Source organism: uncultured Limimaricola sp., assembly GCF_964022235.1.
GTDB lineage: Bacteria > Pseudomonadota > Alphaproteobacteria > Rhodobacterales > Rhodobacteraceae > Limimaricola.
This window is the reverse complement of the sequence record NZ_CAXHZL010000010.1, coordinates 61,146-86,823: the sequence shown is the minus strand read 5'-3', so window position 1 is coordinate 86,823 and position 25,678 is coordinate 61,146. Positions and strand designations below refer to the sequence as shown.

Annotated in this window: 23 protein-coding genes and 1 tRNA gene; 20 read left to right on the top strand and 4 right to left on the bottom strand. The window is 67.8% G+C overall.

The window, feature by feature from the left end:
- Window positions 1-22: 22 nt before the first annotated feature.
- Both fabB and AADJ02_RS13160 read left to right on the top strand, forming a co-directional pair.
- Window positions 23-1,252 carry a beta-ketoacyl-ACP synthase I gene (gene fabB / locus AADJ02_RS13165; protein WP_341213470.1) on the top strand — a complete coding sequence of 410 codons (1,230 nt, stop codon included), beginning with the start codon at window positions 23-25 and terminating at the stop codon, window positions 1,250-1,252.
- Between the two features lie 23 nt (window positions 1,253-1,275).
- Entirely contained in the window at window positions 1,276-2,058 is a 783-nt protein-coding gene (locus tag AADJ02_RS13160) for an enoyl-ACP reductase (RefSeq protein WP_341213542.1), read from the top strand.
- Window positions 2,059-2,074: 16 nt separating this feature from the next.
- Here the strand turns inward: AADJ02_RS13160 and AADJ02_RS13155 are convergent, their stop codons facing one another.
- Window positions 2,075-2,398 carry a YnfA family protein gene (locus AADJ02_RS13155; protein WP_341213469.1) on the bottom strand — a complete coding sequence of 108 codons (324 nt, stop codon included), beginning with the start codon at window positions 2,396-2,398 and terminating at the stop codon, window positions 2,075-2,077.
- Between the two features lie 95 nt (window positions 2,399-2,493).
- A complete protein-coding gene (locus AADJ02_RS13150) occupies window positions 2,494-2,928 on the bottom strand; it encodes a peptidylprolyl isomerase (RefSeq protein ID WP_341213468.1) in 435 nt (144 codons plus the stop codon).
- A 176-nt stretch (window positions 2,929-3,104) separates the two neighbouring features.
- Here AADJ02_RS13150 and AADJ02_RS13145 point away from each other — a divergent pair, with 176 nt between their 5' ends.
- Genes AADJ02_RS13145 through pcaD form a run of 4 tightly spaced genes read left to right on the top strand, consistent with a single transcriptional unit; the run spans window position 3,105 to window position 6,413 of the window.
- Complete coding sequence (locus tag AADJ02_RS13145) at window positions 3,105-3,782, top strand: haloacid dehalogenase type II (protein WP_341213467.1); 678 nt, start codon at window positions 3,105-3,107, stop codon at window positions 3,780-3,782.
- Entirely contained in the window at window positions 3,782-4,624 is an 843-nt protein-coding gene (locus AADJ02_RS13140) for an alpha/beta hydrolase (RefSeq protein WP_341213541.1), read from the top strand. Before AADJ02_RS13145 ends, AADJ02_RS13140 begins: the two co-directional genes overlap by 1 nt.
- Window positions 4,621-5,607 (top strand): threonine/serine dehydratase, encoded by a 987-nt coding sequence (locus tag AADJ02_RS13135; protein ID WP_341213466.1) that lies wholly within the window; start codon window positions 4,621-4,623, stop codon window positions 5,605-5,607. Before AADJ02_RS13140 ends, AADJ02_RS13135 begins: the two co-directional genes overlap by 4 nt.
- Window positions 5,604-6,413, top strand: coding sequence for a 3-oxoadipate enol-lactonase (gene pcaD / locus AADJ02_RS13130; protein ID WP_341213465.1), 810 nt, complete (start codon window positions 5,604-5,606; stop codon window positions 6,411-6,413). The genes AADJ02_RS13135 and pcaD overlap by 4 nt, the downstream gene beginning before the upstream one ends.
- A gap of 4 nt (window positions 6,414-6,417) precedes the next feature.
- Here pcaD and AADJ02_RS13125 read toward each other — a convergent pair whose 3' ends face one another.
- The gene (locus tag AADJ02_RS13125; RefSeq protein WP_341213464.1) at window positions 6,418-7,155 is read right to left on the bottom strand and encodes a hypothetical protein; all 738 of its coding nucleotides are present in this window, start codon (window positions 7,153-7,155) and stop codon (window positions 6,418-6,420) included.
- A 227-nt stretch (window positions 7,156-7,382) separates the two neighbouring features.
- Here AADJ02_RS13125 and AADJ02_RS13120 point away from each other — a divergent pair, with 227 nt between their 5' ends.
- The gene (locus tag AADJ02_RS13120) at window positions 7,383-7,598 is read left to right on the top strand and encodes a hypothetical protein (protein WP_341213463.1); all 216 of its coding nucleotides are present in this window, start codon (window positions 7,383-7,385) and stop codon (window positions 7,596-7,598) included.
- Between the two features lie 190 nt (window positions 7,599-7,788).
- Here AADJ02_RS13120 and AADJ02_RS13115 read toward each other — a convergent pair.
- Window positions 7,789-7,865, bottom strand: a tRNA-Arg gene (locus tag AADJ02_RS13115).
- A gap of 364 nt (window positions 7,866-8,229) precedes the next feature.
- Between AADJ02_RS13115 and AADJ02_RS13110 the strand changes: the two genes are divergently transcribed.
- The 13 genes from AADJ02_RS13110 (at window position 8,230) to AADJ02_RS13050 (ending at window position 25,664) form a co-directional block, all read left to right on the top strand.
- Complete coding sequence (locus AADJ02_RS13110) at window positions 8,230-8,526, top strand: hypothetical protein (RefSeq protein ID WP_341213462.1); 297 nt, start codon at window positions 8,230-8,232, stop codon at window positions 8,524-8,526.
- 362 nt (window positions 8,527-8,888) lie between these two features.
- Window positions 8,889-9,173 (top strand): SH3 domain-containing protein, encoded by a 285-nt coding sequence (locus AADJ02_RS13105; RefSeq protein WP_341213461.1) that lies wholly within the window; start codon window positions 8,889-8,891, stop codon window positions 9,171-9,173.
- Between the two features lie 431 nt (window positions 9,174-9,604).
- The gene (locus tag AADJ02_RS13100; protein WP_341213460.1) at window positions 9,605-9,862 is read left to right on the top strand and encodes a hypothetical protein; all 258 of its coding nucleotides are present in this window, start codon (window positions 9,605-9,607) and stop codon (window positions 9,860-9,862) included.
- A 531-nt stretch (window positions 9,863-10,393) separates the two neighbouring features.
- The gene (locus AADJ02_RS13095) at window positions 10,394-11,362 is read left to right on the top strand and encodes a hypothetical protein (RefSeq protein WP_341213459.1); all 969 of its coding nucleotides are present in this window, start codon (window positions 10,394-10,396) and stop codon (window positions 11,360-11,362) included.
- Window positions 11,359-12,585 (top strand): hypothetical protein, encoded by a 1,227-nt coding sequence (locus AADJ02_RS13090; protein WP_341213458.1) that lies wholly within the window; start codon window positions 11,359-11,361, stop codon window positions 12,583-12,585. The genes AADJ02_RS13095 and AADJ02_RS13090 overlap by 4 nt, the downstream gene beginning before the upstream one ends.
- Window positions 12,586-12,598: 13 nt before the next feature.
- Window positions 12,599-15,754, top strand: a complete 3,156-nt coding sequence (locus AADJ02_RS13085) for a virulence factor SrfB (RefSeq protein ID WP_341213457.1) — start codon at window positions 12,599-12,601, stop codon at window positions 15,752-15,754.
- Window positions 15,755-15,767: 13 nt separating this feature from the next.
- Window positions 15,768-18,434, top strand: a complete 2,667-nt coding sequence (locus AADJ02_RS13080) for a virulence factor SrfC family protein (RefSeq protein ID WP_341213456.1) — start codon at window positions 15,768-15,770, stop codon at window positions 18,432-18,434.
- Window positions 18,431-19,498, top strand: coding sequence for a hypothetical protein (locus tag AADJ02_RS13075; protein ID WP_341213455.1), 1,068 nt, complete (start codon window positions 18,431-18,433; stop codon window positions 19,496-19,498). Before AADJ02_RS13080 ends, AADJ02_RS13075 begins: the two co-directional genes overlap by 4 nt.
- Window positions 19,495-21,387, top strand: a complete 1,893-nt coding sequence (locus AADJ02_RS13070) for a vWA domain-containing protein (RefSeq protein ID WP_341213454.1) — start codon at window positions 19,495-19,497, stop codon at window positions 21,385-21,387. The genes AADJ02_RS13075 and AADJ02_RS13070 overlap by 4 nt, the downstream gene beginning before the upstream one ends.
- The gene (locus tag AADJ02_RS13065; protein ID WP_341213453.1) at window positions 21,387-22,154 is read left to right on the top strand and encodes an ATP-binding cassette domain-containing protein; all 768 of its coding nucleotides are present in this window, start codon (window positions 21,387-21,389) and stop codon (window positions 22,152-22,154) included. The genes AADJ02_RS13070 and AADJ02_RS13065 overlap by 1 nt, the downstream gene beginning before the upstream one ends.
- On the top strand, window positions 22,151-23,353 hold the full coding sequence (locus AADJ02_RS13060; RefSeq protein WP_341213452.1) for an ABC transporter permease: 1,203 nt from the start codon (window positions 22,151-22,153) through the stop codon (window positions 23,351-23,353). Before AADJ02_RS13065 ends, AADJ02_RS13060 begins: the two co-directional genes overlap by 4 nt.
- A complete protein-coding gene (locus AADJ02_RS13055; RefSeq protein WP_341213451.1) occupies window positions 23,350-24,996 on the top strand; it encodes an SUMF1/EgtB/PvdO family nonheme iron enzyme in 1,647 nt (548 codons plus the stop codon). Before AADJ02_RS13060 ends, AADJ02_RS13055 begins: the two co-directional genes overlap by 4 nt.
- A complete protein-coding gene (locus AADJ02_RS13050) occupies window positions 24,993-25,664 on the top strand; it encodes a hypothetical protein (RefSeq protein ID WP_341213450.1) in 672 nt (223 codons plus the stop codon). The genes AADJ02_RS13055 and AADJ02_RS13050 overlap by 4 nt, the downstream gene beginning before the upstream one ends.
- Window positions 25,665-25,678 lie beyond the last annotated feature (14 nt).

The following is a 25,678-nucleotide window of genomic DNA, read 5'->3' as shown; positions in this document are numbered from 1 at the left end:
ACCTGTCAAGGAAGGAGGCGCCATGCGTCGCGTCGTCGTCACCGGCCTCGGGGTCGTCTCGCCCATCGGCAATTCGGCCGAGGAAGTGGATGCCGCGCTGCGCGCGGGCCGCTCGGGCATCGAAGCCTCGGATGAAATGGCCAAATACGGCTTTCGCAGCCGTGTCGCGGGCACGCTGAAGGTCGACCTCAAGGAAGAGATCGACAAGCGGACCCTGCGCTTCATGGGACCGGGCGCGGGCTATGCCTATCTCTCGATGCGTCAGGCCATCGCCGATGCCGGGCTCGAAGAGCACGAGATCTCGAACGAGCGCACCGGGCTCATCGCAGGCTCGGGCGGACCCTCGACCTCGAACCTCTTCGCCGCGCATCAGATCGTGCTCAAATCCGGCAGCCCCAAGCGCATCGGCCCGCTCATGGTGCCGCGCGGCATGTCGTCGACCGTCTCGGCGAACCTGTCGACCGCCTATTCGATCAAGGGCATCAACTACTCGATCACCTCGGCCTGCTCGACATCGCTGCATTGCATCGGGGCGGCCGCCGAGCAGATCATGATGGGCAAGCAGGACGTGATGTTCGCCGGTGGCGGTGAAGAGCTCGACTGGACCCTGTCGTGCCTGTTCGACGCGATGGGCGCGATGTCGTCCAAGTTCAACGACACGCCTCAGAAGGCCAGCCGGGCGTTTGATCGCGACCGCGACGGCTTCGTCATCGCGGGCGGCGGCGGCATCGTGGTGCTCGAAGACCTCGAGCACGCACGCGCACGCGGCGCCAAGATCTATGCCGAGGTCACAGGCTTCGCCGCGACCTCCGACGGCCATGACATGGTGGCCCCCTCCGGCGAGGGTGGCGAGCGGGCGATGCGTCTGGCGCTGTCGACTCTGCCTGAAGACCGCAAGGTCGGCTACATCAACGCGCATGGCACCTCGACGCCGGTGGGCGACGTGGGCGAGGTCGAGGCGGTGCGCCGCGTCTTTGGCGCGGGCAACACGCCCCCCATCTCCTCGACCAAGTCGATGACCGGCCACAGCCAGGGTGCCACCGGCGCGCAGGAGGCGATCTACTGCCTCCTGATGCTCAAGGGCGACTACATCGCGCCCTCGATCAACGTCGAGAACCTCGCCGAGGGGATCAACGAAGGCGAGATCGCGACGGAGCTGCGCGAGAACGCCGGCCTCGACACGGTGATGACCAACAGCTTCGGATTCGGCGGCACCAACGGCTCGATGCTGCTGTCCCGTTTCAACGACTGATCAAAGCGGGAGAGACGGACATGATGTCGATGGAAGGCAAGCGCGGCCTCGTCATGGGGGTCGCAAACGACCGCTCGATCGCTTGGGGCATCGCCCGCGCGCTGCATGGCGCCGGGGCGGAGCTGGCTTTCTCCTATCAGGGCGAGACCTTCGGGAGGCGCGTGGCACCGCTGGTGGCGCAACTCGGATCGGACTTCCTGCTCGATGTGGATGTCACCGACGACGCCTCGCTCGATGCCGCGTTCAAGGAGATCGAGGAGCGTTGGGGTCGGCTCGACTTCATCATTCACGCCATCGCCTATTCCAACAAGGACGAGCTCGCGGGGCGGTTCATCAACACGAGCCGCGAGAACTTCCGCAACTCGCTCACCATCTCGTGCTACTCGCTCATCGACATCGCCCGCCGCGCGCATCCGCTGATGGCTCCGGGCAGCTCGATCGTCACCCTGACCTATCAGGGTTCGAACAAGGTGACGCCGTTCTACAACGTCATGGGCGTGGCCAAGGCGGCGCTGGAAGCCTCCGTGCGCTACCTCGCCAACGACCTCGGCCCCGAAGGTATTCGCGTCAACGCGGTCTCGCCGGGTCCGATGAAGACGCTGGCGGGGGCGGCCATCGGCGGCGCGCGCAAGACCTTCAAGCACACCGACGCCAACGCGCCGATGCGCGCGAACGCGACGCTTGAGGCCGTGGGCGGCACGGCGCTCTATCTCTGCTCGGAGGCCGCGGCCTGCACCACCGGCGAGATCGTGCATGTCGACGGCGGCTACCACGTGCTCGGCATGCCGCAGAGCGAGAACCTCTGAAGGCCCGGCCCCGCGCCTAGCCGCGCGGCCCCCACAGGATCAGCGCCGCGCCGATCAGGCAGACCAGCGCCCCGCCCGCATCAAAGCGGTCGGGGCGTTGTCCTTCCACGACCCAGAGCCAGCCGAGCGAAGCCGCGATATAGACCCCGCCATAGGCGGCGAAAGCCCGTCCGGCAAAGGCCGCGGGGCTGAGCGCCAGCAGCATCGCGAACCCCGCCAGGGCCGCGCCGCCAGGCACCAGCCACCAGCCCGAGGCCCCCGAGCGCCACCACGCCCAGACCGCGAAGCAACCGGAGATTTCAAAAAGGGCTGCAAAGAGGTAGATCGTCAAAGCCTGCATGGTTTTCTTCTAGGCTCCGCGCGGTCGGAGTTCACATGAAAAAGGCCCCGGCAGCGCGTGCTGCCGGGGCCTTTTCCGTTGATTTGTGCCCGTGATCAGGCCGGGTCGACGCCGACCACCTCGACGTTGAAGGTCAGGTCCTGACCGGCCAGCGGGTGGTTCGCATCGAGCACGACCTGCTCTTCGGTCGCTTCCATCACCGTGACCGGCACGACCTGCCCCTGCGGGGTCTGCATCTGCAGGCGGGTGCCCGGATCGACCGGGATGTCGGCCGGGATCGAATCGCGCGGCACGGCCTGACGCGCGTTCGGGTCGGGCTGGCCATAGGCATTGTCGCAGGCGACCTCGACGGTCTTCTTCTCGCCCACTTCCATGCCGGGAATGGCGCTGTCGAGACCGGGGATGATCTGGCCCGAACCGACCTGGAACTCGAGCGGCTCGCGGCCTTCGCTCGAATCGAAGGTCTGGCCGTCATTCAGAGTGCCGGTGTAGTGAATGCGCACGGTGTCGCCCTGCTTGACTTGCGTCATGAGCCTCTCCTTGAACTGGGATCTTGCGGGTGAATGTCTGGAGGCCGCCTCTGCGGGTGCTCCTCGTCGGTCCCCCCCAAGGTAGGAAGACTGAGCCCGGTTCGCAACCCGATCGCCCCGAGAAGCCTTTTCCTAGGACACGGGGCATGCCAGCCTCGCCACCACAGGGGGATCTCATGACCATCAAGACCATCGTTTTCGACGCCTACGGCACGCTCTTCGACGTCAATGGCGCGGCCCGCATCGCCAGCGCCGAGCCGGGCGGCGAGGCGCTCGCCCGAAATTGGGAAGAGATCGCGCAGAACTGGCGCATCAAGCAGCTCGAATACACCTGGCTGCGCGCGATAACCGGCAACCACATCGATTTCGCGCATGTCACCGCCGACGCGCTGACTTGGACCATGGAGAAGGCCGGGCTCGACAGCCCCGAGTTGCGCGCGCGTCTGCTGGCGCTTTACGACACCCTGCCCGCCTATCCGGAGGTGCGAGAGGTGCTGGCTGACCTCAAGGCCAAGGACCGCAACGTGGCGATTCTGTCGAACGGCACGCCCGAGATGCTCGACCGCGCGGTGGAATCCGCCGGTATCGGCGCCAGCCTCGACGCGGTACTCTCGGTTGAGGAGGTGGGCGTCTACAAGCCCGACGCGCGGGTCTATGACCTCGTGCAGGCCCGGTTCGGCGGCAACAAGGACGAGGTGCTCTTCGTCACCTCGAACTTCTGGGATGTGGCAGGGGCCACGGGTTATGGCTTCATCACGGCTTGGGTGAACCGCACCGACCAGCCGCGCGACAGGCTCTGGTCGCGCCCGACCCATGTGCTGCCCGACCTCAGCCACGTTCCGGATTTCGCATGATGCCGCACTACGACGCCGAAGACGGGGTGCGGCTGCACTATCTCGATGAAGGTGAGGGCCTGCCGCTTTTGTGCCTGCCCGGCCTATCGCGCAACGCCGCCGATTTCGACCACGTGGCGGCGTATCTGTCCGGCGTGCGGCTGATCCGGCCTGACTATCGCGGGCGAGGCCGATCGGACTGGGCCGACCCAGCAAGCTACACGGTGGGCCAGGAATCTCGCGATGTGCTGGCGCTGATGGCGCACCTTGGGCTGGCGCGGGCCGCGATCCTCGGCACCTCGCGCGGCGGCCTCATCGCCATGGCGCTCGCCGCGACCGTGAAGGACCGGTTGATCGGGGTGGCGCTCAACGACATCGGCCCCGAGATCGCGCCCGCAGGGCTCGAAACCATCAAGGGCTATCTCGGCATCCCGCCCGCGCAGGCGACATGGGAGGAGGCCGCGCGCTATCGCGCCGAGGCATGGACCGGGTTCGAAGGCGTGCCGCATGACCGCTGGCTCGATGAGGTGCGCGGGCATTACGAAGAAACGCCGGAGGGGCTGAAGCTGCGCTATGATCCGCGCCTGCGCGATGCGGTGCTGGGCGGTGCGGTGCAGCCCGCCCCCGATCTCTGGCCGCTGTTCGACGCGCTCGCGGGCCTGCCCGTGGCGTTGATCCGGGGCGCGAATTCGGAGCTTCTGACGTCCGGCACAGCCGCCGAGATGCGCCGCCGCCAGCCGGACATGATCTTCGCCGAGGTGCCGGGCCGCGGCCATGTCCCCTTCCTTGACGAGCCGCCGTCGCTCGCGGCATTGAACGACTGGCTGGCGCGTTGCCGGGCTGTTGAGGGAGACAGGGTTTGAGCGACATCGACATGATCCGCGCCGCGCGGGCACGTATCGGCGACAACTTGCGCCGCACGCCGCTGCTGTCGGCCCCTGCCCTCGACGACATCGCCGGTCGGCGCGTGCTTCTGAAGGCCGAATGCCTGCAGATCACCGGATCGTTCAAGGCGCGCGGCGGCTGGTCGGCGGTCTCGGCCATCGCGCCCGAGATCCGCGCGCGCGGCGTCATCGCGTTTTCCTCGGGCAACCATGCGCAGGGCGTGGCCCACGCGGCGCGCGAACACGGCGTCCCAGCGGTCATCCTGATGCCGAAGGACGCGCCTCGGGCCAAGATCGACGGCACGCGGGCGCTCGGCGCCGAGGTCGTGCTCTTCGACCGCGAACAAGACGACCGCGACGCCATGGGCGCGGAGCTGGCCCAAGCGCGCGGGCTGACGCTGATCAAGCCCTTCGACGACGCGCTGGTCATCGCGGGGCAAGGCACGCTGGGGCTTGAGCTCGCCGCGCAGGCGGCCTCTCGCGGCATCGCGGAGGCCGAGGTGCTGGTCTGCTGCGGCGGCGGCGGCCTGACATCGGGCGTGGCGCTGGCGCTGGAGGCCGACGCGCCGGGGCTACGGGCGCGGTCCTGCGAGCCCGAGGGCTTCGACGACGTGGCGCGCAGCCTTGCCGCAGGCGAAATCTGCCGCAACGACCGCCTGTCCGGTTCGATCTGCGACGCCATCGTGACGCCGCAGCCGGGCAACCTCACCTTCCCGATCCTCAAGCGCCTCTGCGGCCCCGGCCTCGTGGTGACCGAGGACGAGGTGCTGCGCGCCATGGCGCTGGCCTTCAGGCACCTGCGGGTGGTGATCGAACCTGGCGGCGCGGTCTCTCTCGCCGCCGCCCTGTTTCACCCCGAGGCGCTCGGCTCAGACACGGTGATCGCGGTCGCCACGGGCGGCAACGTCGATCCCGCCCTCTATGCCCGCGCGCTGGAGACCTTGCCGGAGACCATGGCGTGATCGTCGAGGCGCGCGACGGCTGCCGCCTTGCCACCCGGATCGAGGGGCCGGAGCGCGCGCCCGCGCTGGTTCTGGCGCATGGGCTCGGCATGGACATGACGCTGTGGGACGCGGTGTTGCCGTTGCTGCCCGGCGACATCCGGGTGCTGCGCTACGACCTGCGCGGTCATGGCGGCTCCGACGCGCCGGACGCGCCTTATGCGATGGGACAGATGATCTCGGACGCCGAAGCCGTGATCGAAGCGCATGGGCTGACCGACACGGTGTTCGGGGGTCTGTCGCTTGGCGGCATGGTCGCGCAGGGGCTGGCGATCAAGCGGCTCGATCTGGTGCGCGGACTGGTGCTGTCGAACACGGCCGCCAAGATCGGCACGCCGAAGATCTGGGAGGACCGCATCGCCGCGATCCGGCGCACGGGTTTGGCGGCGCAGGCCGAGAAGGTGCTCGACCGCTGGCTTGGACGCGACGCGCGCCATGGGGCGGCTGCGGCCCGGGCGCGGCGGGTGCTCGGGGGCACGTCGGTCGAGGGATATGTCGGCGGATGCGCCGCCGTGTCCGGCACCGACTTCTGGACGCCGACCTCGGGGTTGCGGCTGCCGGTGCTGGGTCTGGCCGGGGCCGAGGACCGATCCACCCCGGCGGACCTGATGCGCGAGACGGTGGAGTTGATCCCCGGTGCGCGGTTCGAGATCATCCGCCGCGCCGGGCACCTGCCCCCGGTCGAGCGGCCCGAAGACTGGGCCGCCCATGTGACGCGGTTCCTGCGCGCCATCGGTCACGCGGGCGCGGCTGCCGCCACGCCCTGAGTGCTCAGAGGCCTGGCACTATGTCGAACAGGCTGCGCGAGCCAAAGCTGGTGCCGGAGTTGCGGCCAAAGCCGATCTCGGCGCCAATGGCGAGATAGGTCTCGTCGCCGGTGAAGGCGCCGTCCTCGGCCTCGATCCGGCCCAGTTCGCCCCAAAGGCGCGGTCCGCCATCGATCTGGTAGCCGCCACCCAGCGCGGCGCGCAGCAGCTCGCCATCGCCATCACCGTCGGCAAGGCCGAGATCGCCCATCGCGAAGATCTGTGGGGTGATGTCGTATTGCGCCGAGATCCCGGCGAGGTTGATCTGGCCCAGATCGCCGTCATGCCGCGCGAGATAGCCCTCGGCCTGAATGCCATAAAGGTCGCCCGAAGCCTCGACGCCGAAGATCTCGGCATCGCCATCCTCGTAGCCGTCGCGGCCGAGGAAGGCCCCGAGGCTCGCATCGCCGAACGCCAGAAGCGGGCCGAAGTCGTAGATGGCGTGCAGCGTCACATTGCTGCCATCCGAGCCAAAGCCCGAAAAGCCGTAGGAGGCGAGGTCGATCGCCATGCCAAAGCCCATGGCGACGTCGAACTGCAACCCGCCCGAATAGGTCGTGTAGCCGATGTCGCCCTCTTCGACGAAAGCCGAGGTTTCGATCGCGAGCGTGCCGCCGGCGAGACCCTGCGCCTGCGCGCCCCCCGCGACGACAAGGCCGAGGCCTGCCATCAGCCCTGCTGTTCCGATTGCCTGTTTGATCATCTTCACTGTCCTCGTGGGGTTGGTCTTGATGCCGCGTCCGGGCTCGCTTCTACACCGCGTTCGCGCGAGGCCACAGCCCTTTTCGAACGCAAAGATGACCGCATTGCGCCACAGATGCAGATGCGCGGCACCTTGCCGATACGAGATGTCGACATATGTGTCATACGACGACCTATCCGACGCGGACGCCTCGCCAGCGCCCCGGACGCCTGATCAAAGGACAGCACATGAACGCCCTCGAATCGACCTTTGCCAACCTCGAAGCCCGCATGACCACCGCCGCAGGCGCCGCCCCCAGCCGCCCGGCCCCGGCCCCCGTCGCGGAGACCAAGGGCGACGTCACCACCCGCGCCGCGCGAGCCATCCTCGACGCCGAAAACGAGTCGCGTAACGCCAAGATCGCAGCCCTGCGCGCGGCACGGTTGAAGCTGGACCCGAGCTGACGCATCTAACCGGGCGCACTCTGTCCCGGCATCTGGCCTGAGATTGCATCTCTTGGCTGCGGAGAACGCATCGCACCTCCCCTAGGAGCGTCTCAAAAGGGCCCCAAGCCCGCCGAGATCTCCGGGAGGTGCGATCACGTCGGCGATCCAAGGCGTTTCGGACTGCGCTGTAACAGGTGGTCTTGAAAAATGGCGATCCCACGAGGACTCGAACCCCGAACCTGCTGATTAGAAGTCAGCTGCTCTATCCAGTTGAGCTATGGGACCGCGAGGGCCTTGCCCCGACCCAAAATGGGCCGCCGGGCGGGCAGATCTCGACTCGCTTCGGGTCGGCGCGAAGATGCGCAAATTTCTCTTGCGACTCAAGGTGCCTTTTCCTTGGGCCTGCGGAAGGGTCGGAAAGAGGGAAAACCCCATTCGATGGCGCGATGCGACCCTCTGTTTGCGGGCCGCACCGAGACGGGGCGCCAGTGCTGCCCTTGTTCAAGGCAGATGACGCTTAGGCCCCCAAGGCGAAGCTCCGCCTCTCGTTATCGTGTCACACCACGCGACGCCCGTTTCCGAGGGGCGGTTACAACCCGCGGACTGCTGCGCTAAGGGTGGCACATCCGAAATAACGTACGAAGATTCAATGACCCACTCGATCGAGATCGTCCCCCTCCAGTGCACCGAAACCGGACTCCGGCTCAGGACCAAATTCAAGGCCGCGACCGAATACGACGTCGTCGCGCGTCAGGTCACCAAGGGCAAGAAAGAGTTCCTGTGGCGCAAGCCCGCGGAGACGATCGAGGAGGCCCGCAGGATCGCCGCCGAGGCGCAGGACGCCTTCGGGGCCGATGCGATGGTGATCGGCGACCTGCCGCACCAGCCCGCCGCACCGCTGCGATCCGCCCCGCCGGTCAACGGTCACGCCGCCCTCTCGCTCTGAGTTCAGGCGCCTTCCCCCGTTTTGTGAGGGAGGGCGTCACGCTCCGGTTCTGTCGCTCTCCACCACCGTCGCGCCCGGCAGTTCCTCGCCACCCTTCCATAGGTTGCGAGGCGGAGCCCACGACCCGGCCCCGGTCCCGTTGAGCCTAAGCCTGGCACGCGCGACCACAGGCGAGCTCCCGCAAGAGAGGTCCGTGGATTCACACATCCTCGAGCTCGCCATCCGCCCCCCTAAGCCCCTCTCTCGTCCCGGCCTCGCGCCTCGCGCGATGGGCCGCTTGGCCGCGTCGGATCAGTTCAGGCTTCACTCGCGAGGGTCAGCCTGACAAAAGGGTCAAAGACACAAACTCTGAAGGTCAGCTTATGCGTCGCTCCTCCCATGCCACAATTCTGGCGTTGATGCTCCTTTCCGGCTGTGGCGCATCTGGCGGAAGAACGGTGGTCGAAGGCGCCGGCGCCGACGAACTGCTGAAGCTGCGCGCGGGGCCGGGACTTGGCTATAGCGTGATCCTCGGCCTTCCCGACGGTACCCGGCTCGTCCGTCGCGATTGTGTCACCGAAGTGGGCCAGCTCTGGTGTCGCGTCTCGCTCGCCGATGCACCCAAGATCACGGGTTATGTGTCCGAAGATTACCTGTCCGAGTCCTGAGCCGGCACGCATCGCTCTACAGGGCGGTGGCGTTCAGAGGATAGTATCGACCCCGAACGGCCTCCGCTAAGTGCCTCACTTAGAACCGGGGCAAAGGGTCGGGCCTCGGTCGACAAAGATACCGCTCGTTGGCCCCGACAGGCCATAGCCCCAAAGTGGACGCGCGCCACGTATGGCAGAGGCCGTCCTCCCACAATCCCTCGATTATGGTCCGCGCCCCGTACAAGGCCCCGAGGGCCTTTGACATGCAGTCTAGCGGAGGCCGGTGGTAAGCCCATCACGAACACCGCTCTCTCCGGATGATCCAGCTGCGCCTCGCCCCCAGCCCCGATGACCACGAACTCGGAGCTGCTGTTGGTGTGAGGGCCTTTTAGATCTGCGCCGCTCTCAGCCGACCCGCAGGGAAATACACGTCAAGGTTACTCCTGCAGATGCCCTTCGAGGCCCCTTGGGCAATTGATAATTTTTTTCTATATATCGATGCGTTGCCATTCGCGCTGGCTCGCCATGATGCCGCACCGTGCGGTCATCGTGCTCCCAACAAGGTAGTCGAGATTAATTACTTAGCCTCAACAATAGATGAGGCAGGATCGGTGCTGTCGCCGGCAGCAGGTCCATCTAGTGCGAAAAACATGTCAATAGCTAAATTGATCTCTCATGGCGTTTTCGAGCTCTTCCCTCTGGCGTGAGATGCTGAGCGCCAAGCTCGCTCGGCCGCTTCACCGGCAGTAGGTGCTAATCAAATCGCGATATACCCTCAATTTTTCTCACCAATCCAGCCCCAGGTCACAACCTCAGCACGTGTCTTTCATGCAACCTTGAGGCGCATCACCAGCGATCCAGAAACTTTTCAGGACATCCTCGGGTTGCGGATTTCCGCCTACCCTGATCAAGTGCGCGTGAACATGCGATAGATGATTACCTCGGACTCTCCATTAGACCTATGCCCTACCGTAATTGCCTTTGGATATCCGAGGCTGCAGATTTGACCTGCCATCTCGCAGGAACAAGCAAATCAATTGAAAAGTCAGAGCTAATAATTTCCGCGCCTCGGCGAGGATTGACCCTCGATACATATCGCGGTGGCGCTTGCGTACCGCCCCATCGGGCGCAGATCCACACTCGGGTCTTCGCACGAACCAACTCGCCCCAAAGGTGCGAAACCCGACGCGTTGCTCCGGTGGCCTTTCCGGATCGGTGCCCCGCGCGGTTCTCGCCTCATGTCTGAGCAGTTCATCGCCCGCACCACGGTGCCGCGCGCCGTGTTGCGACGCGCCGGTGAGGCCCCCGTGGTCGAGCGTCATACCGAACTGGTCCGCATCGTACGCGCCGCAGGCGGTGACCCCGATCTCTTTGCCACACCGATCCTCGGTCGGCCCAAGGATGACGGGACGCTGAACATCTCGTGGTACACGACCCGGAGCGGTACGCCGCACCGGCTCGACGGGCTGGATGGCGCGATGCGCGAGGACGTCGCGTTGCGCCTCGAAGAGGATCTCGAGGTCCTGCGCGCGCATCTCGAGGCGCCGCAGGTTCCGGACGAAGACAAGGCTGTTCTGCGTCAGGCCCTCTGCGTCGCGGAAACAGGGTCGATCCACATGGTGGGCGGCCACCCGCTTTTGACCGGATGGGGCACGGGGACTGCGGACCTCGGGTCCGACGCAGATGCGGCAGCCAGCCATTTCGATACCGTCATGGGCGGTCTGGGCCTGCGCCTGCCGATCGGCGCGTCGACCGGCCCCGGCCCCGGCCCCGGCCCCGAGGAAACGCCCGTCCCCGGGCAGATTCCAGCGGCGCTTGAAACCGAGGTTGCTGCTGCGGCAGCCGCGACGTTGTCGCAGGACGCGGGGCCGCATGCGGAAAATCAGCCTGTCGAAGAGGCTCCCGTGGCGCGAACCGGCTGGTGGCCGGTATGGGTCTTGGCCGGGCTGTGTTTCGTGCTGTTGCTGCTGTTGCTGTTGCTGCTGCTGGCTCCGGAGCGGTTCGCCTGGATGGGACCGTCCGGCGGTGCCTCCGCGGTCGACGAGGGTCTCGCGGCCCGGGCCCGCGCGCTCGAGACGGCCCTGAACGGCGCCGTCTGCACCCCGGAGGGACGGTTCGTGCTGCCCGATGGGACCGGCCCGGGCCTGCTGCCGGTCCCGTCGGGCCCGGACAGCCCGTCGCAGCCGAGCGCGGAGGCAGCCCGATGACGAGCAATCGCAAGATCTCGACCTCCACCCGGGGTGGCATGCGCGAGCTGGGGTCCCCCGGCCAGCGGTCCTGGGAGTTGATCTCCGGCATGATCGCCCGCGAGATCGGCCCGCGCCATGCCGCCCTCTTCGCCGAACCGGTGCCCAGCGCCGACGGCTCCCGGATCGATTGGTACACCGATGGGGCGGGCGTGCCGCGCGCATTGGTCGAGCTCGACGATGAAAGGCGCGCAAAGGTCGAGGCCGAGTTGGCAGGGATGTTCGACGACATTCGTCTGCACGCCGACCGGCTTGAGGCTGCCGGTGATGCGGCCTCGGTCCGGATGGCCGAAGCGCTGCGCAACGCCACCACGGTGCCCGGCGCGGAGTCAGTCTACGTCTTTGACGCGCAAGCCGACGATACGCCGCTGCGACCCGTCATCGTCGACTGGGCGACCACGGCGGAAGAGCGCCCCGAGGCGGGTGCGCAGGCGCTTACCGGATGGGCCCCTCGCCGAGAAGCAAGCGCCACGACCGAGCTGCGCACTTCGACTGCGGCCGCCCCGGTGGCCGAGACCGCAGCCGAAGCCCCTGCTGCCGCGACCGCCATCGTGGCTGCCCGCGACCCCCGCCCTTGGATCCTCGCTGCCTTGGCGCTGCTACTGCTGGGGCTTCTGGCTGGCGTGATCTACCTCTTGCTGCGCAGCTGCATCCTACCGGGCTGGGGGCTGGGAACCTGTTCGACCGCCGTGCCGCCGATCGCCGCCGATCGAGCGGCATTGGAGCACCGCATCGCAGGACTCGAACGCGACCTTTCAGAGCGTGGCGCAGCCTGCGCGCCGCGCGACGAGTTCGCCGAGCGGCTCGACCGCGAAAGCGCCATCAGCGGCGAGGCCGAGATCGCGCTGATCTGGAACAGCACCGCCGATCTCGACCTGCATGTCACTTGCCCTGCGGGGGACTCGATCAACTTCCAGTCCCGCGAATCCGCGGTCTGCGGCGGCCGTCTCGATGTCGACATGAACGTCGGCGGTCGGCGCGTGCCGGATCCTGTCGAGCACGTCTATTTCGAAGAAGTTTCCCCCGGAACCTACGACATCGCGGTGATGCTCTACGACGCCGCCGACGACGCGACGCACCCGTTCCAGCTGCGCGTCACATCCGGCGACCGAACCGAGGAATTCGCGGGAGAGGTCAGCCCCGCCGCGCCCATCTGGAGCATCACGCATGACATCGCACCCTGAAGGAATTCGCCCCATGCATGACGGCGCGGCCGCGCTGCGGCCTCTCACCGACTGGAAGGACGAGGTGACGCTGGTCCCCTACTCGGGCATCCAGATCCTCGATTTCGGCTTTTCGCTCGCGACCGCGAAGGAAAAGGTGAAGTCGCGCGGCTTCCTCGAACACACGATCACCACCGCCGATGATCGGGTCGAGCGCGAACTCGTGCCCCTTGGTGCCGACCCCGAAAGGGACGAGGCGCTGCGCGGTGCCACCGACGCGCAGGTCGTGGAATACACGATCACGGTCGACAAGGCGCTCGAGCCGTTTCTCGGCCACTGGGTCCCGATCCCGATGCTGCGCCTGCGCAAGAGCGACGACCCCAGCGGCGCGCAGGCCTTCGATCCCGGCCCCAGCTCCTGGGCCCGGGTCCGTGTCGTCGCCCTCGACGCGCCCGATCCCGAAACCGGCCACGACTACAGGGTTCAGATCGCGCTCGACACGATGCTCGCGCCGGGTAGCCACGAGGAGCGCTACGTCGCTCCGGACCGCGAGGACGTCAGCGCCCAGAGAGAGTTTCGCTTCGTCTCCAGCACCCGCAAGATGAGCTGGTTCCTGCTGCGGCCGATGCCGGTACCCGACCTTGAAGGCGAGATCGAGGATCTGCAGGCTTGGGCCTCGGACTGGCTCGACGAGCTGTTTTTCGGCTTCATGCAGGCAAAAAAGACGGGTCGCTCCCTGACCCGGGCCGACCTGAATTACAGGTTCGAACACTGGGCCCGGTACCTGCAGTTCCTCAAGCTGATCGACGGCGCGGTGCGTGTGCCCAAGCTGCGGTTTCTCGACACCATCACCGAGCACGAGCAGGTGCCGGCCGTGTCGGTCGACCTGATCCTCGACATCGGCAACAGCCGGACCTGCGGCATCTTCGTCGAGAGCTTCCCCAAGCGGCCCGAGGTCGAGCTCAGCCGTTCCTATCCGCTCGAACTGCGCGACCTGTCGCAGCCCGAGCTGTGCTACGGCGGCCTCTTCGAAAGCCGGGTGGAGTTCGCCGAGCTGAATTTCGGTCTTGATCGCTACGCGCGGGCCTCGGGACGGGGCAATGGCTTCTTGTGGCCGAGCATCGTGCGCACCGGCCCCGAGGCGCGCCGGCTTACCCGTTCGGACGTCGGCAACGAGACGACCTCGGGGCTCTCCTCGCCCAAGCGCTACCTGTGGGACACCGATCCGATCCGGCAGAACTGGCGCTTTCACGGACACCGGGACCCCTACAACCTGCCGCGCAACGCCCGCGCGGTGATGCAGTATCTCAACGAGGCGGGCGACATGCTCGAGGCGGTGCAGGCCGACCCCGAGCGGCGCAAGGATCCCGCGGCGACGCAGCCGGCGATCCGGCCACAGTTCTCGCGTTCCTCCGTCTATGCCTTCATGCTGAGCGAGATCATCTCGCACGCGCTGGTGCAGATCAACGACCCCGCCGGACGCTACCGGCGCGAACAGTCGGACCTGCCGCGACGGCTGGCGCGGATCATCCTGACGCTGCCGACCGCCACGCCGGTGCATGAAAAACGCATCATGCGCGAGAGGGCCGAGGCGGCGCTGGCGCTGGTGCGTCGGCGCATGGGCATGACCGGGATCGCGTCGAACATCTCGGCCCCGCCCGAGCTGGTGGTCGAATGGGACGAGGCGAGCTGCACCCAGCTGGTCTATCTCTATTCCGAGATCACCCAGAAATCCGCAGGCTCGATCGACGGCTATCTAGCGCTGCGCGGCCGACCGCGACGGCCCGCGCCGGACCGACCGGCACAGCCGTCGCTGCGGCTGGCCTGCATCGACGTCGGCGGCGGCACCACCGACCTCGCGGTGACGACGTACTTTGGAGAGGCCGACACTGTTCTCGAGCCGGTGCAGACCTTCCGCGAAGGCTTCCGCATCGCCGGCGACGATCTGGTGCGCAAGGTAATCGCCCGGGTCGTGCTCCCTGCGATCGAAAAGGACGCCGAAGCCGCCGGTGGCCGCCACCTGCGCGGCAAGCTCGACGAACTGTTCAAGGGCGACCTCGGCGGACGCGACCACCGCTTCGTCCAGTACCGCCGCCAATGCGTGCTGCGGCTGCTGCGGCCGCTCGCCACGGCGCTCATCGGGGCCAGCGAAACCGCCGCCGCAAGCGACACGATCGAGATCGACGTCGCAGAGCTGCTGGGGCTCGCGCCGCCGCGACCGGTTGACGACGGGCCGGAGGCAGATGCGACCGGCAACCCGGACAAGGAGGCCGCGACCGCGACGCCCGAGGCTCCGGACGGCGTGCCAGCCGATGTGCTGGCGTTCCTCGAAACCGCGATGCAGGCGCAGGGCGCAACCGAGTGGCGGCTCGGCGCCATGACGCTGCAAGCCACGCGCGCGGAGATCGACGGTGTCGTGCGCGACGTCTTCGGCAAGGCGATCGGCAACATGGTCGAGGTGATCGATCATCTCGGCACCGACATCGTGCTGTTGACCGGGCGGCCGTCGCGCCTGCCGGCGCTGCGGGCCCTGATCGAAAACGCCATGGTCGTGCCGCCTGACCGGCTGGTGTCCATGCATGGCTACCGCACCGACCGCTGGTACCCCTACCGCGACCCGGTAAGCCAGAGGATCAGCGACCCCAAGAGCACCGTCGCCGTCGGCGGCATGTTGATGGCGCTGGCCGGCAACCGGATCAGCCGGTTCAAGGTCCGCACCGATGCCTACAAGATGCGTTCCACCGCCAGCTACATCGGCGTGATGGAGGCCAGCGGCCGGATCTCCAAGGCCAACGAGCTGTTCGCTCCCGCCGATGCAGCGCGCGGCCAGCGACCGACCAGCGAGGCCGGTGTCGACCTCTACAGCCCGGTGCAGATCGGCTTTCGACAGCTGCCGCTCGAACGATGGACCACGACGCCGCTCTATCGGCTCGACTTCGCCCCGGAGGCCGCGACCCGGCACCTGCCGCCGCTGCGCGTGCAGATCAGCCGGCCCGAGATCGACGAACTGCCCGAGCGTCCGACCCTCGACCAGAGGATCGAGATGGAATCGCGGCTCGAAAAGCTGGTGCCGATCGAGGTCAGCGATGCGGAAGACAACGGCCTGCGGCTCAGCGAGGTGACGCTGAAGCTGCACACCATGGGCGGCGAAACCGAATACTGGCTCGATTCCGGCATCGTCGGCGAATGAGGGAGATCCTGGCATGAACAAGCCCACAGCACAGAGTGTCGGAACCGCCTGCCGGGACTTCGTCGCCGCCGCAGGACAAGCGGTCGAATGGATCGCCGCGGATGATGGCAAGCAGATCGGACCGGCGCAGCGCGGCCGCCTCGAGCGGCAACTGCGTCACGGCATGCGCCGTGGCCGCAAGCTCGAGGCGGCGGCCGCCTCCAACATGGCGGTCAGCGTCTTTGGCCCCTCGCAGAACGGCAAGTCGTTCCTCGTTTCGGTGCTCGCCCGGCCCGAGGGGCGACCGTTGTTCACCAACTACGCCGGCCCAGAGGGGGAGCGTAGCTACATCCGCGACATCAACCCCGAGGGCGAGGGCGAGTCGACCGGTCTGGTCACCCGCTTCACGATGCAGCGCCCGAAAACCCCGGAGGGCTTCCCGGTGCCGTTGCGGCTGCTCGCCTTGGCCGACCTCGCACAGATGCTGATCAACAGCTTCTACATGGATGGCGACAACTCCGAGGCGGCTTTGTCGCCGGAGGAGATCGCAGCGCATGTCGGACGTTTCGAGAGCCGGATCGGCGCGGGCTCGGGCGGCCTCGGGGCCGACGACATCTGGGAAATGTCCGACTACGTCGGGCGCAACTTCCGCAGCTTTGCCTATTCGACGGCGCTCGAGAGCTTCTGGGAGTCCGCGGCACGGATCGCGCCGCGTTTGGCCACCGCCGATCTCGGTGCGTTTCTGGCGCCGCTCTGGGGGGCCTACCCGCGCTTTACCGAACTGTTCGACCAGCTGGCCGCCGGACTCGATGCTCTGGGGCATGTCTCGGAGGTCTTTGCGCCGATGGCGGCTCTGGTGCCACGCGACAGCTCGATCATCGATGTCGCACAGCTCCACGCGATTGGCCGCCCCGACGCCGACACGCTCGATCTGGCGCTGCCTGGCGGCGGCCGTGCCACCCTGCCGCGCCCCCTGATCTGCGCGCTGACCGCCGAACTGGTCCTGCCGATGCGCGACCTGCCGGACCCGATGTTCGAACAGACCGACCTGCTCGACTTTCCCGGCACCCGCAACCGCTTCTCGCAACCTCTGCGGGTCACCTTCGAGGCACAGGATGGCGGGCTGGGCCAGCTGATCCTGCGCGGCAAGGTGGCCTATCTCTTCGACCGTTATGTCGAGGACCAGAAGATCAACGCGATGCTGCTGTGCATCAAGGATTCCAACATGGAATCGATCGACCTGCCCAAGCTGGTCGAGAACTGGATCGCGCTGACCCAAGGGGCCAGTCCCGAGAAACGCGCGCAGGCCACCAGTATCCTGTTCTTCTGCCTGACCTTCTTCGACAAGCACCTGCTCGACAACGCCGCCGGCGCCGGAGAGAAGGAGCGCTTCGAAAAGCGCCTCTACCATTCGCTGGTCGAGAAGTTCAAACCCGGCGGTTGGGTCGAGAACTGGACCCCCGGTCAGCCGTTCCAGAACTGCTTTTGGGTGCGCAACCCGAACTTCCACGTCGAGGCACTGTTCAACTACGACCATGCCAGCGACCCGGCGGTCGAGACGCTGCGCACGGATAAGCGGGCGCGCCTGTCCGAACTGCGGGCGGGCTACCTCCAATCCCCCCTCGTACAGACCCATTTCGAAGACCCCGGCGCCGCGTGGGATGCGGCTCTGACCGAGAACGATGGCGGCATCGGCCACCTGCGTGCCCAACTGGGCCCGGTCTGCAACATCGATCGCAAGCTCGACCAGATCGCGACGCAGCTCGATGCCCTGCGCGAGCAGCTGGCCACCGAATTGGATCCGCTTCACGTCTCAGACGACCTGCAGCAGCGCGTCGAGGAGAAGATGGAGCTGTGCGATGCCCTGCTCGACAGCCTTGAGCCCACGGTGCAGGAGCGCAGCCTGGGGAGCTTCATCGCCACGCTGATGGTGGAGCAGGACGCGCTCTATGACCGGATGGTGCGCCCCCCGGCGGGCGTGATCATCAACGACGCCTCCTCGGCCACCGCCAGCGAGGGGCTGCGCGCGATGCGCCCGCGCCGCGCCGGGAGCGATGCGGCCGCCTCGGCGGCGTCTCGTCCCGATGCCGAGGCGCCCGCCCGCGCGGCGGGCCGCACGATGAGCCGGACCGAGTTCCTCGCCGAGACGGCCTTGCGCTGCTGGACAGAGCGGATGGACCGGCTGAAAGCGGATCCCAGGGTCGCGGCAGAGTTTCACCTGATGCCGGAACTGGCGGCGCGGCTCGCCGCCGAACTGCGCCACGCAGCCCAGCGCACCGGGCTCGAAGCCCGCATCCACGAGGCCGTGAGCGGGACCGGCTTTGGCGAGGTGATGGAGGATTTCGCCCGTCCCGCCTCGATCATCGCGGCCGAGCACATCAACCGCTTCGTCGGCACGCTGGACCAATCCCGGCTGCCGGAGGCCGAACGCGCGCGGCGGCCCTCGCGACCGGGCGGGCCCGAGGTTCCGCTCTTTGCCACGGCCCCGAGCCGCGACGATGAGACCGGCCTGCCAGAGGAGCCGCGCGCCACACTCGACGAATTCTGGCTCGATTGGAGCTACGCGCTCGATGCCTGCCTGCAGGCCAACGCCCGACACGTCGGCGGCGGCGACGTCGATCAGGAACGCAACGGCGCACTCGGCGAGATCCTGCGGGCCCTGCATCTCGGCCGGACAAACCAAAGGGAGGAAGCGGCATGACCGCGATCGAGATCATCCCCGCACGAAAGCGGGGCCATGCCCAGCTGCGGCTTGCCAAGGGTGCCCTGCCCGATCCGACCGCCACCGTCACCGTGGTCGACCGCTACAAGGAGCGTGGCCTCGGGCAGTCCGATGGCTCACAGGCGGTCTGGAACGGCAAGGGCCACGCCTTCGGCCCTTATGCGGTCGAGGCCGACCCCGACGGACGGCCCTTCGTCGAGATCGGCCCCGAGATCGCGAACTGGCTCGAGGAGTACCAGAGGCTGCGGCTCACCGTGGGTGCCACCACCGCCGATGTCGTCTGGCCCGAAACGATCGAGCGCGCGGCAGCCGCAACGCATGGCGCCCGCATCGCCGGTGCCGCGGCGGCCGCGCCCAAGCCCGAGCCCGAACCCGCAGCCAAGTCCGAAGCGCCGCCACAGGCCGCGCCCGCATTCGAGCCGAGCAGCCTTGTCGCGCCTGCCCGAGACCCTGCCGAAACGCCCGCGTCACCCGGTCGCCGCTGGCTCTACTGGGGGATCGGTTCGGCGGTGGCCCTATCGCTGATCGTTGCCGGGCTGCTCGTCTCGGCCCCGCATTGGAAGCCCCAATTCGACGACCTCCTCGCCAGCATATGGCCCGATCGCCCTGACACGGACACGGACACGGGCACGAGCCCGACCTCGGCCTCAACCTCCTGCGCCGCGCTGACGCCGGACGGCCTCGCCGCCGACCCGCGCGGGGCCATCGAGGCGCTGCTCGCGCAAAGCGCGCAGGGCGGCTGCACCGGCGGGGTCGATGCGACATTGGCGCTGCGCCATCTGCAGACCGCGGCGACGCAGGGCTCGGGCGAAGCGCTTGCCATGTTCGGCGGGCTCTACGATCCGACCCATCGCGACCCGCTGCTGAACGATCAACTCGCGCTGACGCTGAGCGACGACGTGTCGCTGGCGCTCGACTACTACACGCGCGCCGAAGCCGCCGGTGCGGCAGAGGTTCGCACGGCAATCACCGAGCTTTGCGCCAGCATCGCAGGTGCCACCGATCCGCGTGCTGCCGAAGCGGAGCGGGAGTTCTGCGAATGAGCCGCCCTGTCCTGCGCGCCACCGCCTTCGGGCTGGCTCTCCTGCTCGGGCCGGTCACAGCCACCGCGGCCCCCCTGCTCGTCGAGGGCAAGCAGACCGTGTACCAAAGGGTGCTGACACGCCCGGGTGCCATCCTGACCACGACGCCGGATGGCGAGGTGCTGCGCCGCCTCGACCCGTTCGAGCCGCTTTACGTCTTCGAGCGGACCGACGGCTGGCTGCATGTCGGGCATGTCGCCTCCGGCGCGCCAGGCGGTTGGGTCGCGGCGAGCCATGTGGTCGACTGGCGTCAGAACATCGTCGCCGCCTTCACCAACCCGGCCAACCGCAGCCGCCAGGTGATCTTTTCGGATCTCGACGGGCTGCGCGCGCATATGAACGGCGAGAGCGTGGCCGATCAGCATCTCGGACTGCTGGCCGCCGCCGATGCCGGAGCCCCGCCCGAGGAGGCTGGGGTGATCTCGGTCGAACCGCCCGAGCACATCGATATCCGCGACAACTTCTACATCATGCCGATCCTGGATTTCGTGCAGGATTTCCATCCCCTGTCGTTCCAGACCAACATCATGATGCAGGTGGCTTCGCTGCCGTTGAACCCGCCCGAGCCGGCCGCCCCTGCTGACGACGCAGGGGACGGCTTCGATGCGGGCGTGGTCTTCGTGATCGACACCACCACCTCGATGCTGCCCTATTTCGACGTGATGCGCCGGCAGGTGCAGGACATGGTGGAGCGGATCGACGGCTCCGAGCTTGGCAAGCAGGTCGATTTCGGCGTCGTCGCCTTCCGCGACGACATCGCGGGGCGGCCCGATCTGGAATACCGCATCCGTGAGATCCTGCCGCTCGAGAAGCGCGACGACCAATCGCCGGTCGTCGAGGCGCTGGCCGATCTGCGCGAAGCCCGCGCCAGCACGGTGGGCTTCAACGAGGACAGCCTCTCCGCCGTGGCCTACGCGCTCGACGAGATAGACTGGAGCGGCTTTGACGGGCGCTTCGTGGTGCTGGTCACCGACGCCGGGCCAAAGCTGCCGGGCACGGACGGTGCAGGCTATGAAAACCGGCCCGAAGACCTGCAGGCCGCCGCCGAGGCACAACAGATCGCGCTTCTGCCGGTACACCTCAAGACCGGGGGCGGCGCCGGGGGCAACCATGATTTCGCTTCCGCGCAATACCGCAGTCTTGGTCGCTATGCCGGTTCCGAGCTGTATTTTCCGATCGAGAACGGCGATCCGGCCGCCTTCGCCGCGCAGACCCAGAGCATCATCGGCTTCATCCGCGATCAGGCTGCCCGTGCCGAGGGGCTCGACAACGATCCGGCCTCGGAGGAGGTCGACCCGCAGCTCGCGGCGCTCGGCGCGGCAATCCAACTGCAATATCTGGGCCAAGCGCGCGGCACCGCCGCCCCAGACCTGTTCGACGGCTGGATCTCCGGCCTCGCGGTCGACGACGGCACCCGTCAGGCGGTCAACTTCCGCCTGCTGGTGACCCGCAACGAATTGGCCACCATGGCGGATCTGGTCGAACAGTTCATGCAGGCCAGCGCCCGCATCGAAAGCGACAATGATCTCGAAAGCTTCCATGGCGAGATCCGTGCCGCCATCCTGCGGATGTCTCAGGATCCGAACCGTCTCGTCGATCCCGGCGCAGAAGAGCTGGGCGACGCGATGGAGTTCCTCGAGGACCTGCCCTACCAGAGCGTGCTGCTGCGCACGAGCCAAGAGCGCTGGCTCAGCAACCCTGGTGAGCGTCAGGTCGTTCTGGACGGCCTCACCTCGAAGCTGCGCAGCTACCGACGCTGGCTCACCTCCCCCGAGGTCTGGCAACCGCTGTTCCCGGATGCGCCGGACAGCGAATGGGTCACCGCCCTGCCCGTCGAGTTCCTGCCCTGATGTCGGTCGAGATCTGGGCAGAACAGCTGTCGGTCAGCCTCGGCGGCCCTGAGCGCCGTGTCCGCGTGCGCGCCGACGGGCTGTCGGTGGCGGCTGGCGAACTGGTGGCGCTGACCGGCGAAAGCGGCTCGGGCAAGACGCTGTTGCTGGAAACCTTGGGACTGCTGCGCCGACCCGATCCGGGGGCGCGCTTCGGACTGACGACCGAAGGAAGCACGATCGACCTCGCCGCCGCCTGGGCCCCCGGCGGCGACCCCGCCGCGCTGCGGCGCAGGCATTTCGGCTTTGTGCCGCAATCGGGCGGCCTGCTCGGGTTTCTCGATCTCGAAGCCAACGTGGCGCTGGCCCAAAAGCTCGCGGGACAGAGCGATGACGACTACCGCAACCTTCTCCTCGATGCGCTCGACTTGCGAACAAAGAAGCACGTCAGGCCCGACGCGCTGTCGATCGGCGAGCGTCAGCGCGTCGCGATCGCCCGCGCCCTCGTGCATCGACCCGCTGTGGTGATCGCCGACGAGCCGACGGCCTCGCTGGATCCGCACATGGCGGGCGACGTGCTGGCGTTGTTCATCGAGCTGGCCGCGTCTCAGGGAACGGCGGTGCTGATGTCCACCCATGATCTGGTGCTGGCCAAAGCGATGGGGCTGCGCCGCATCGCCCTGCAGACCCATGCGCTCGACCCGCATGCCGCCGGGGTGTCGGTCGAAACCCGGATTGCCACGGCGGGCGGGCCGCACGGTAGCGCGACCGCGGAGTGGGTCAGATGAGGGCCGGGCTGATTTCGGCGCTGGCGCTGACGGCGCTGTGGCGCGAGCGGCTGCAGCTTGTCGCGAGCCTGGCGATGATCGTCGGGATCGTGTTGCCGCTGCTGACCGTTCTTGGCGCCAAGAACGGCGCGGTGGCCGATCTGCTCGATAGCCTCGCCAGCGATCCGCGGCTTCTCATGATCGAGACCGCCGACAATGCGGCCGTCACCGAGGCCGACCTTGCCGCCGTGGCGGCCCTGCCGGGGGTGATCTTCGTCGTCCCCAAGCCGCGCAGCCAGTCGAATTGGGTTCTGGCGCGCGGCGCGGCGGGGGGGATCCACAACGCGCGGGTGCTGCCCACCCAGCCGGGCGATCCGCTGATGCGGGGGCTGGACACGCTCGGGCCGGACGAGGTGGCAATCACCGAGGCGCTGGCCATTCGAATGACAGTGGGCGTCGGGGATGACATCGCCCTCGTGACGCAGGCCGAGGGGCGTTCGCGGCAGGGGCACGTCGACCGCCGGGTCGCCATAGTGCTGCCGGCGGCGCGTCTGACCGGGCATGCGGTTCTCGCCGGGGACGGGCTCGCCGAGGCCGTCGAGGCTTTCGCGGATGGCTATGCCGTGCCTGTGCTCGGGGTGACCGAGGGCCGCGATCCGGCCGGACGCAGGGTCGCGCACGAGGGGCTGCGCGTGAACGTGGCCGAGATGCGGCAGGTCGGACCGGTCGCCGAACAGGTCTCGCGACTGCTCGGGCGCGACATGATCTCCGCAGCGGCAGAGATTGCCAGGACCAGCGCCACCATCGATGACCTCGACGCCGCGTTCGGGCTGATCGCGCTTGTCGGCTTCATCGGCGTCGCCGCGGCGCTCACCGGTACCCAGGTCAGCGATGTGCTGCGCCGTCGCCGGGTCCTTGCCACGCTTGCCCTGATGGGCTTCGCCCCGCGCCAGATGGCCTTAATGCCGCTGGTGCAATCATCGGCGGTGGTCGCCCTCGGGCTGGCTTCGTCGCTGGCACTGTTCGTGCCGGCGGCCACGCTCGCGGGCGAGGTGCTCGGCACCGCTTCGGGGCCGGCGGGCAGCTTCGTTCACCTGAACTGGACCGACATCGCCGCGGTGATCGGCTGCGGCGCGCTGGTCGCAGGCGTCGCCAGCGTCGCGGCGGGCCGGCGCATTCTCTCCATCGACCCCGCTATCATCCTCAGGGAGGCCGCATGACCACCATGACCCAAGCCCGGACCCGCGCCCTTGCCACGGCCGCCTTCGCCACGGCGACCGCCCTCGGCGCGGGGGGCACCCTCGCGGAAGGCGCCGCGCCCACGGTCACATGGGACCGTCAGTTCCACGACCTCGGCGGTGCCCGCCTCGATCTGCCAGAGGCCGACCTTGTGCTGCCGCTGCCCTGCGGTGGCGCGATGGGGTTCCAGAAGGTAATGGTCAGCGCCGATGCCGACGATCCGGTGGCCGACCGCGTGGTGCGGGTCGGGCAGACCGGCACCAGCTTCGGCTACATGGATTCGCTGCGGCGCGACTTCCTCCGCGGGGCTTTCTCGAGCCACGACAGCGGCAGCACCTACTATTATATCGGTCGCTACGAACTGACCGAACTGCAGTATGCCGCGCTCACCGATCCGGATTGCGGCACCACGCCCAAGATCACCGGGCTCCTGCCCCGCCTGAACCTGTCGTGGTTCGAAGCGGTCGATCTGGCGCGGCGCTATACCGAATGGTTGATGGCAGCCGCGCCGGATGCGATGCCGCGCGCCGACGGTCAGGCGGGTTTCCTTCGGTTGCCCACCGAGGTCGAATGGGAATTCGCGGCGCGCGGCGGCGAGGCGGTCGACCCGCTCGACTACAACGCGCCGCGCCCGATGATGTCCGAGACGGCCGATCAACTCGCGCAGTTCGAGCAGACCGGCCCTGCCCCCGCCGGCGCGCATGCGCCCAACCCCTTGATGCTGTTCGACATGCTGGGCAATGCCGAGGAGCTGATGCTTGAGCCGTTCCGGCTCAATGCCGTGGCCCGCACCCATGGTCAGGGTGGCGGGGTGGTGACGCGTGGCGGCTCCTATCATTCCACCGAGGCAGACATGCGGTCGGCGCGGCGCAGCGAATGGCCGCCCTACAACCCGCGCAGCGGCGCGGCGCAGAGGCAAGACAGCTTTGGTGTGCGCTTCGTCATCTCGGCGCCGGTGATGACCGGAGACGCCCGCGTCGACGAAATCGGAACCGCATGGGCGCGTGCGATGACCGAGACCGGAACCGGCGAGGCCGAACAGCTTCCGGTCGCGGAATTGGCTGGGGTGATTGAGGGCGAAGACGACCCCGAGCGCCGATCGGCGCTTGAGGATCTGCAGCTGAGCCTGACCGAGGCCAAGACCGCCGAGGATCAGGCGGCGCGTGAGCGGCTCGATGCGACGCTGGTCATGGCGACGGTGGCCAACGCGACCATCCGGCTTCAGGATCGGCGGCGCACGGGGGTGACGGACTATCTCGAACATCTCGAGACGACGCTCGAAGAGATCACGGCCGAGGATGCGGCCGGCGATCCCGAACTGATCGAGCGCAACCGCGAGAACATCCGCCTCACCATGGACGACCTGCGGCAAAAGCTGATCGAGGTCGAGGAGTCTCTGCACAACCTCGTGGGCAGCTACCGCGAAGCTCTGACGATCCTCGCCGACGCGGACCCCGCGCGACGCGACGAGGCCTTCGTCCTGCATCTCGAGCGGCTCGAAGCGCGCGGCGATACGGGACAATCGGAAGCCGCGGCGCTGCTGCGCGATGACATCCCCGCCTTCGCAGCGACCCCGGACATGACCTACGACATGCTGCTGGATCTGGCCCGGAGCGCGACATGACGCGTCTCGCCACTCTCCTGCGCGGCGTCGGCCTCGCCGCGGCCCTCACGGCCTGCACCGACACGACCACGCCGTCCGACCGGGATGGCACGGCGCTGAGGCAGACCGTCGAACAGCTGCGCCTGCCCGCCACCCCGGCCGAGATGACCGGCGCGGTGCTGGCCTTTGGCTTGGTCTGCATCGCGATGAAGGAGAACTGCACGACCGAACTGGTGGTGCATGCCGGCACCGTCGGCGCGGCCCATCACCGCTCCGACAGGGACGCGCACGAGGCGGCGGTGGTACTGGCGCTGCGGGCCCAGCGTGCCGAAGCCATCGCCGCGCGTCTCGAGGCACGGCAGGCCGCCGAGATCGCCGCGCTGCGCCGCGACGCCATGACGCCGGGCAGCGGTCGCCTCGCGCCCCGCCTGAGACAGCTGACCGAGCAGCATCGCCTCGTGCACGAGGCGGCGGAACGCGCGGAGGCGATTGGCCGCGATTTCATGGAACGGCTGCGCGGGCGCGACGAGACACCCGCGCGCCGCGCGCCCGCGATGGCACTGTTGGATACGGCCGTGCGGTTGCAACAGACCGCGGCGCGGATGCGCGAGCGGCTCGATGAAATCCGTCCGGCCGCGGGCCGGGCAGATGGGGATGGCCGGGCCTTGGGTCCGGCCGAACGGGAATGAACTTCTAAGGAAAC

What these genes read in the sequence shown, in the direction of transcription:
- fabB (WP_341213470.1), top strand. Translation starts at nt 23, where the DNA reads ATGCGTCGCGTCGTCGTCACCGGCCTCGGGGTCGTCTCGCCCATCGGC.
- AADJ02_RS13160 (WP_341213542.1), top strand. Translation starts at nt 1,276, where the DNA reads ATGTCGATGGAAGGCAAGCGCGGCCTCGTCATGGGGGTCGCAAACGAC.
- AADJ02_RS13155 (WP_341213469.1), bottom strand. Translation starts at nt 2,398, where the DNA reads ATGCAGGCTTTGACGATCTACCTCTTTGCAGCCCTTTTTGAAATCTCC.
- AADJ02_RS13150 (WP_341213468.1), bottom strand. Translation starts at nt 2,928, where the DNA reads ATGACGCAAGTCAAGCAGGGCGACACCGTGCGCATTCACTACACCGGC.
- AADJ02_RS13145 (WP_341213467.1), top strand. Translation starts at nt 3,105, where the DNA reads ATGACCATCAAGACCATCGTTTTCGACGCCTACGGCACGCTCTTCGAC.
- AADJ02_RS13140 (WP_341213541.1), top strand. Translation starts at nt 3,782, where the DNA reads ATGCCGCACTACGACGCCGAAGACGGGGTGCGGCTGCACTATCTCGAT.
- AADJ02_RS13125 (WP_341213464.1), bottom strand. Translation starts at nt 7,155, where the DNA reads ATGATCAAACAGGCAATCGGAACAGCAGGGCTGATGGCAGGCCTCGGC.
- AADJ02_RS13120 (WP_341213463.1), top strand. Translation starts at nt 7,383, where the DNA reads ATGAACGCCCTCGAATCGACCTTTGCCAACCTCGAAGCCCGCATGACC.
- AADJ02_RS13110 (WP_341213462.1), top strand. Translation starts at nt 8,230, where the DNA reads ATGACCCACTCGATCGAGATCGTCCCCCTCCAGTGCACCGAAACCGGA.
- AADJ02_RS13105 (WP_341213461.1), top strand. Translation starts at nt 8,889, where the DNA reads ATGCGTCGCTCCTCCCATGCCACAATTCTGGCGTTGATGCTCCTTTCC.
- AADJ02_RS13100 (WP_341213460.1), top strand. Translation starts at nt 9,605, where the DNA reads ATGCCCTTCGAGGCCCCTTGGGCAATTGATAATTTTTTTCTATATATC.
- AADJ02_RS13095 (WP_341213459.1), top strand. Translation starts at nt 10,394, where the DNA reads ATGTCTGAGCAGTTCATCGCCCGCACCACGGTGCCGCGCGCCGTGTTG.
- AADJ02_RS13090 (WP_341213458.1), top strand. Translation starts at nt 11,359, where the DNA reads ATGACGAGCAATCGCAAGATCTCGACCTCCACCCGGGGTGGCATGCGC.
- AADJ02_RS13085 (WP_341213457.1), top strand. Translation starts at nt 12,599, where the DNA reads ATGCATGACGGCGCGGCCGCGCTGCGGCCTCTCACCGACTGGAAGGAC.
- AADJ02_RS13080 (WP_341213456.1), top strand. Translation starts at nt 15,768, where the DNA reads ATGAACAAGCCCACAGCACAGAGTGTCGGAACCGCCTGCCGGGACTTC.
- AADJ02_RS13075 (WP_341213455.1), top strand. Translation starts at nt 18,431, where the DNA reads ATGACCGCGATCGAGATCATCCCCGCACGAAAGCGGGGCCATGCCCAG.
- AADJ02_RS13070 (WP_341213454.1), top strand. Translation starts at nt 19,495, where the DNA reads ATGAGCCGCCCTGTCCTGCGCGCCACCGCCTTCGGGCTGGCTCTCCTG.
- AADJ02_RS13065 (WP_341213453.1), top strand. Translation starts at nt 21,387, where the DNA reads ATGTCGGTCGAGATCTGGGCAGAACAGCTGTCGGTCAGCCTCGGCGGC.
- AADJ02_RS13060 (WP_341213452.1), top strand. Translation starts at nt 22,151, where the DNA reads ATGAGGGCCGGGCTGATTTCGGCGCTGGCGCTGACGGCGCTGTGGCGC.
- AADJ02_RS13055 (WP_341213451.1), top strand. Translation starts at nt 23,350, where the DNA reads ATGACCACCATGACCCAAGCCCGGACCCGCGCCCTTGCCACGGCCGCC.
- AADJ02_RS13050 (WP_341213450.1), top strand. Translation starts at nt 24,993, where the DNA reads ATGACGCGTCTCGCCACTCTCCTGCGCGGCGTCGGCCTCGCCGCGGCC.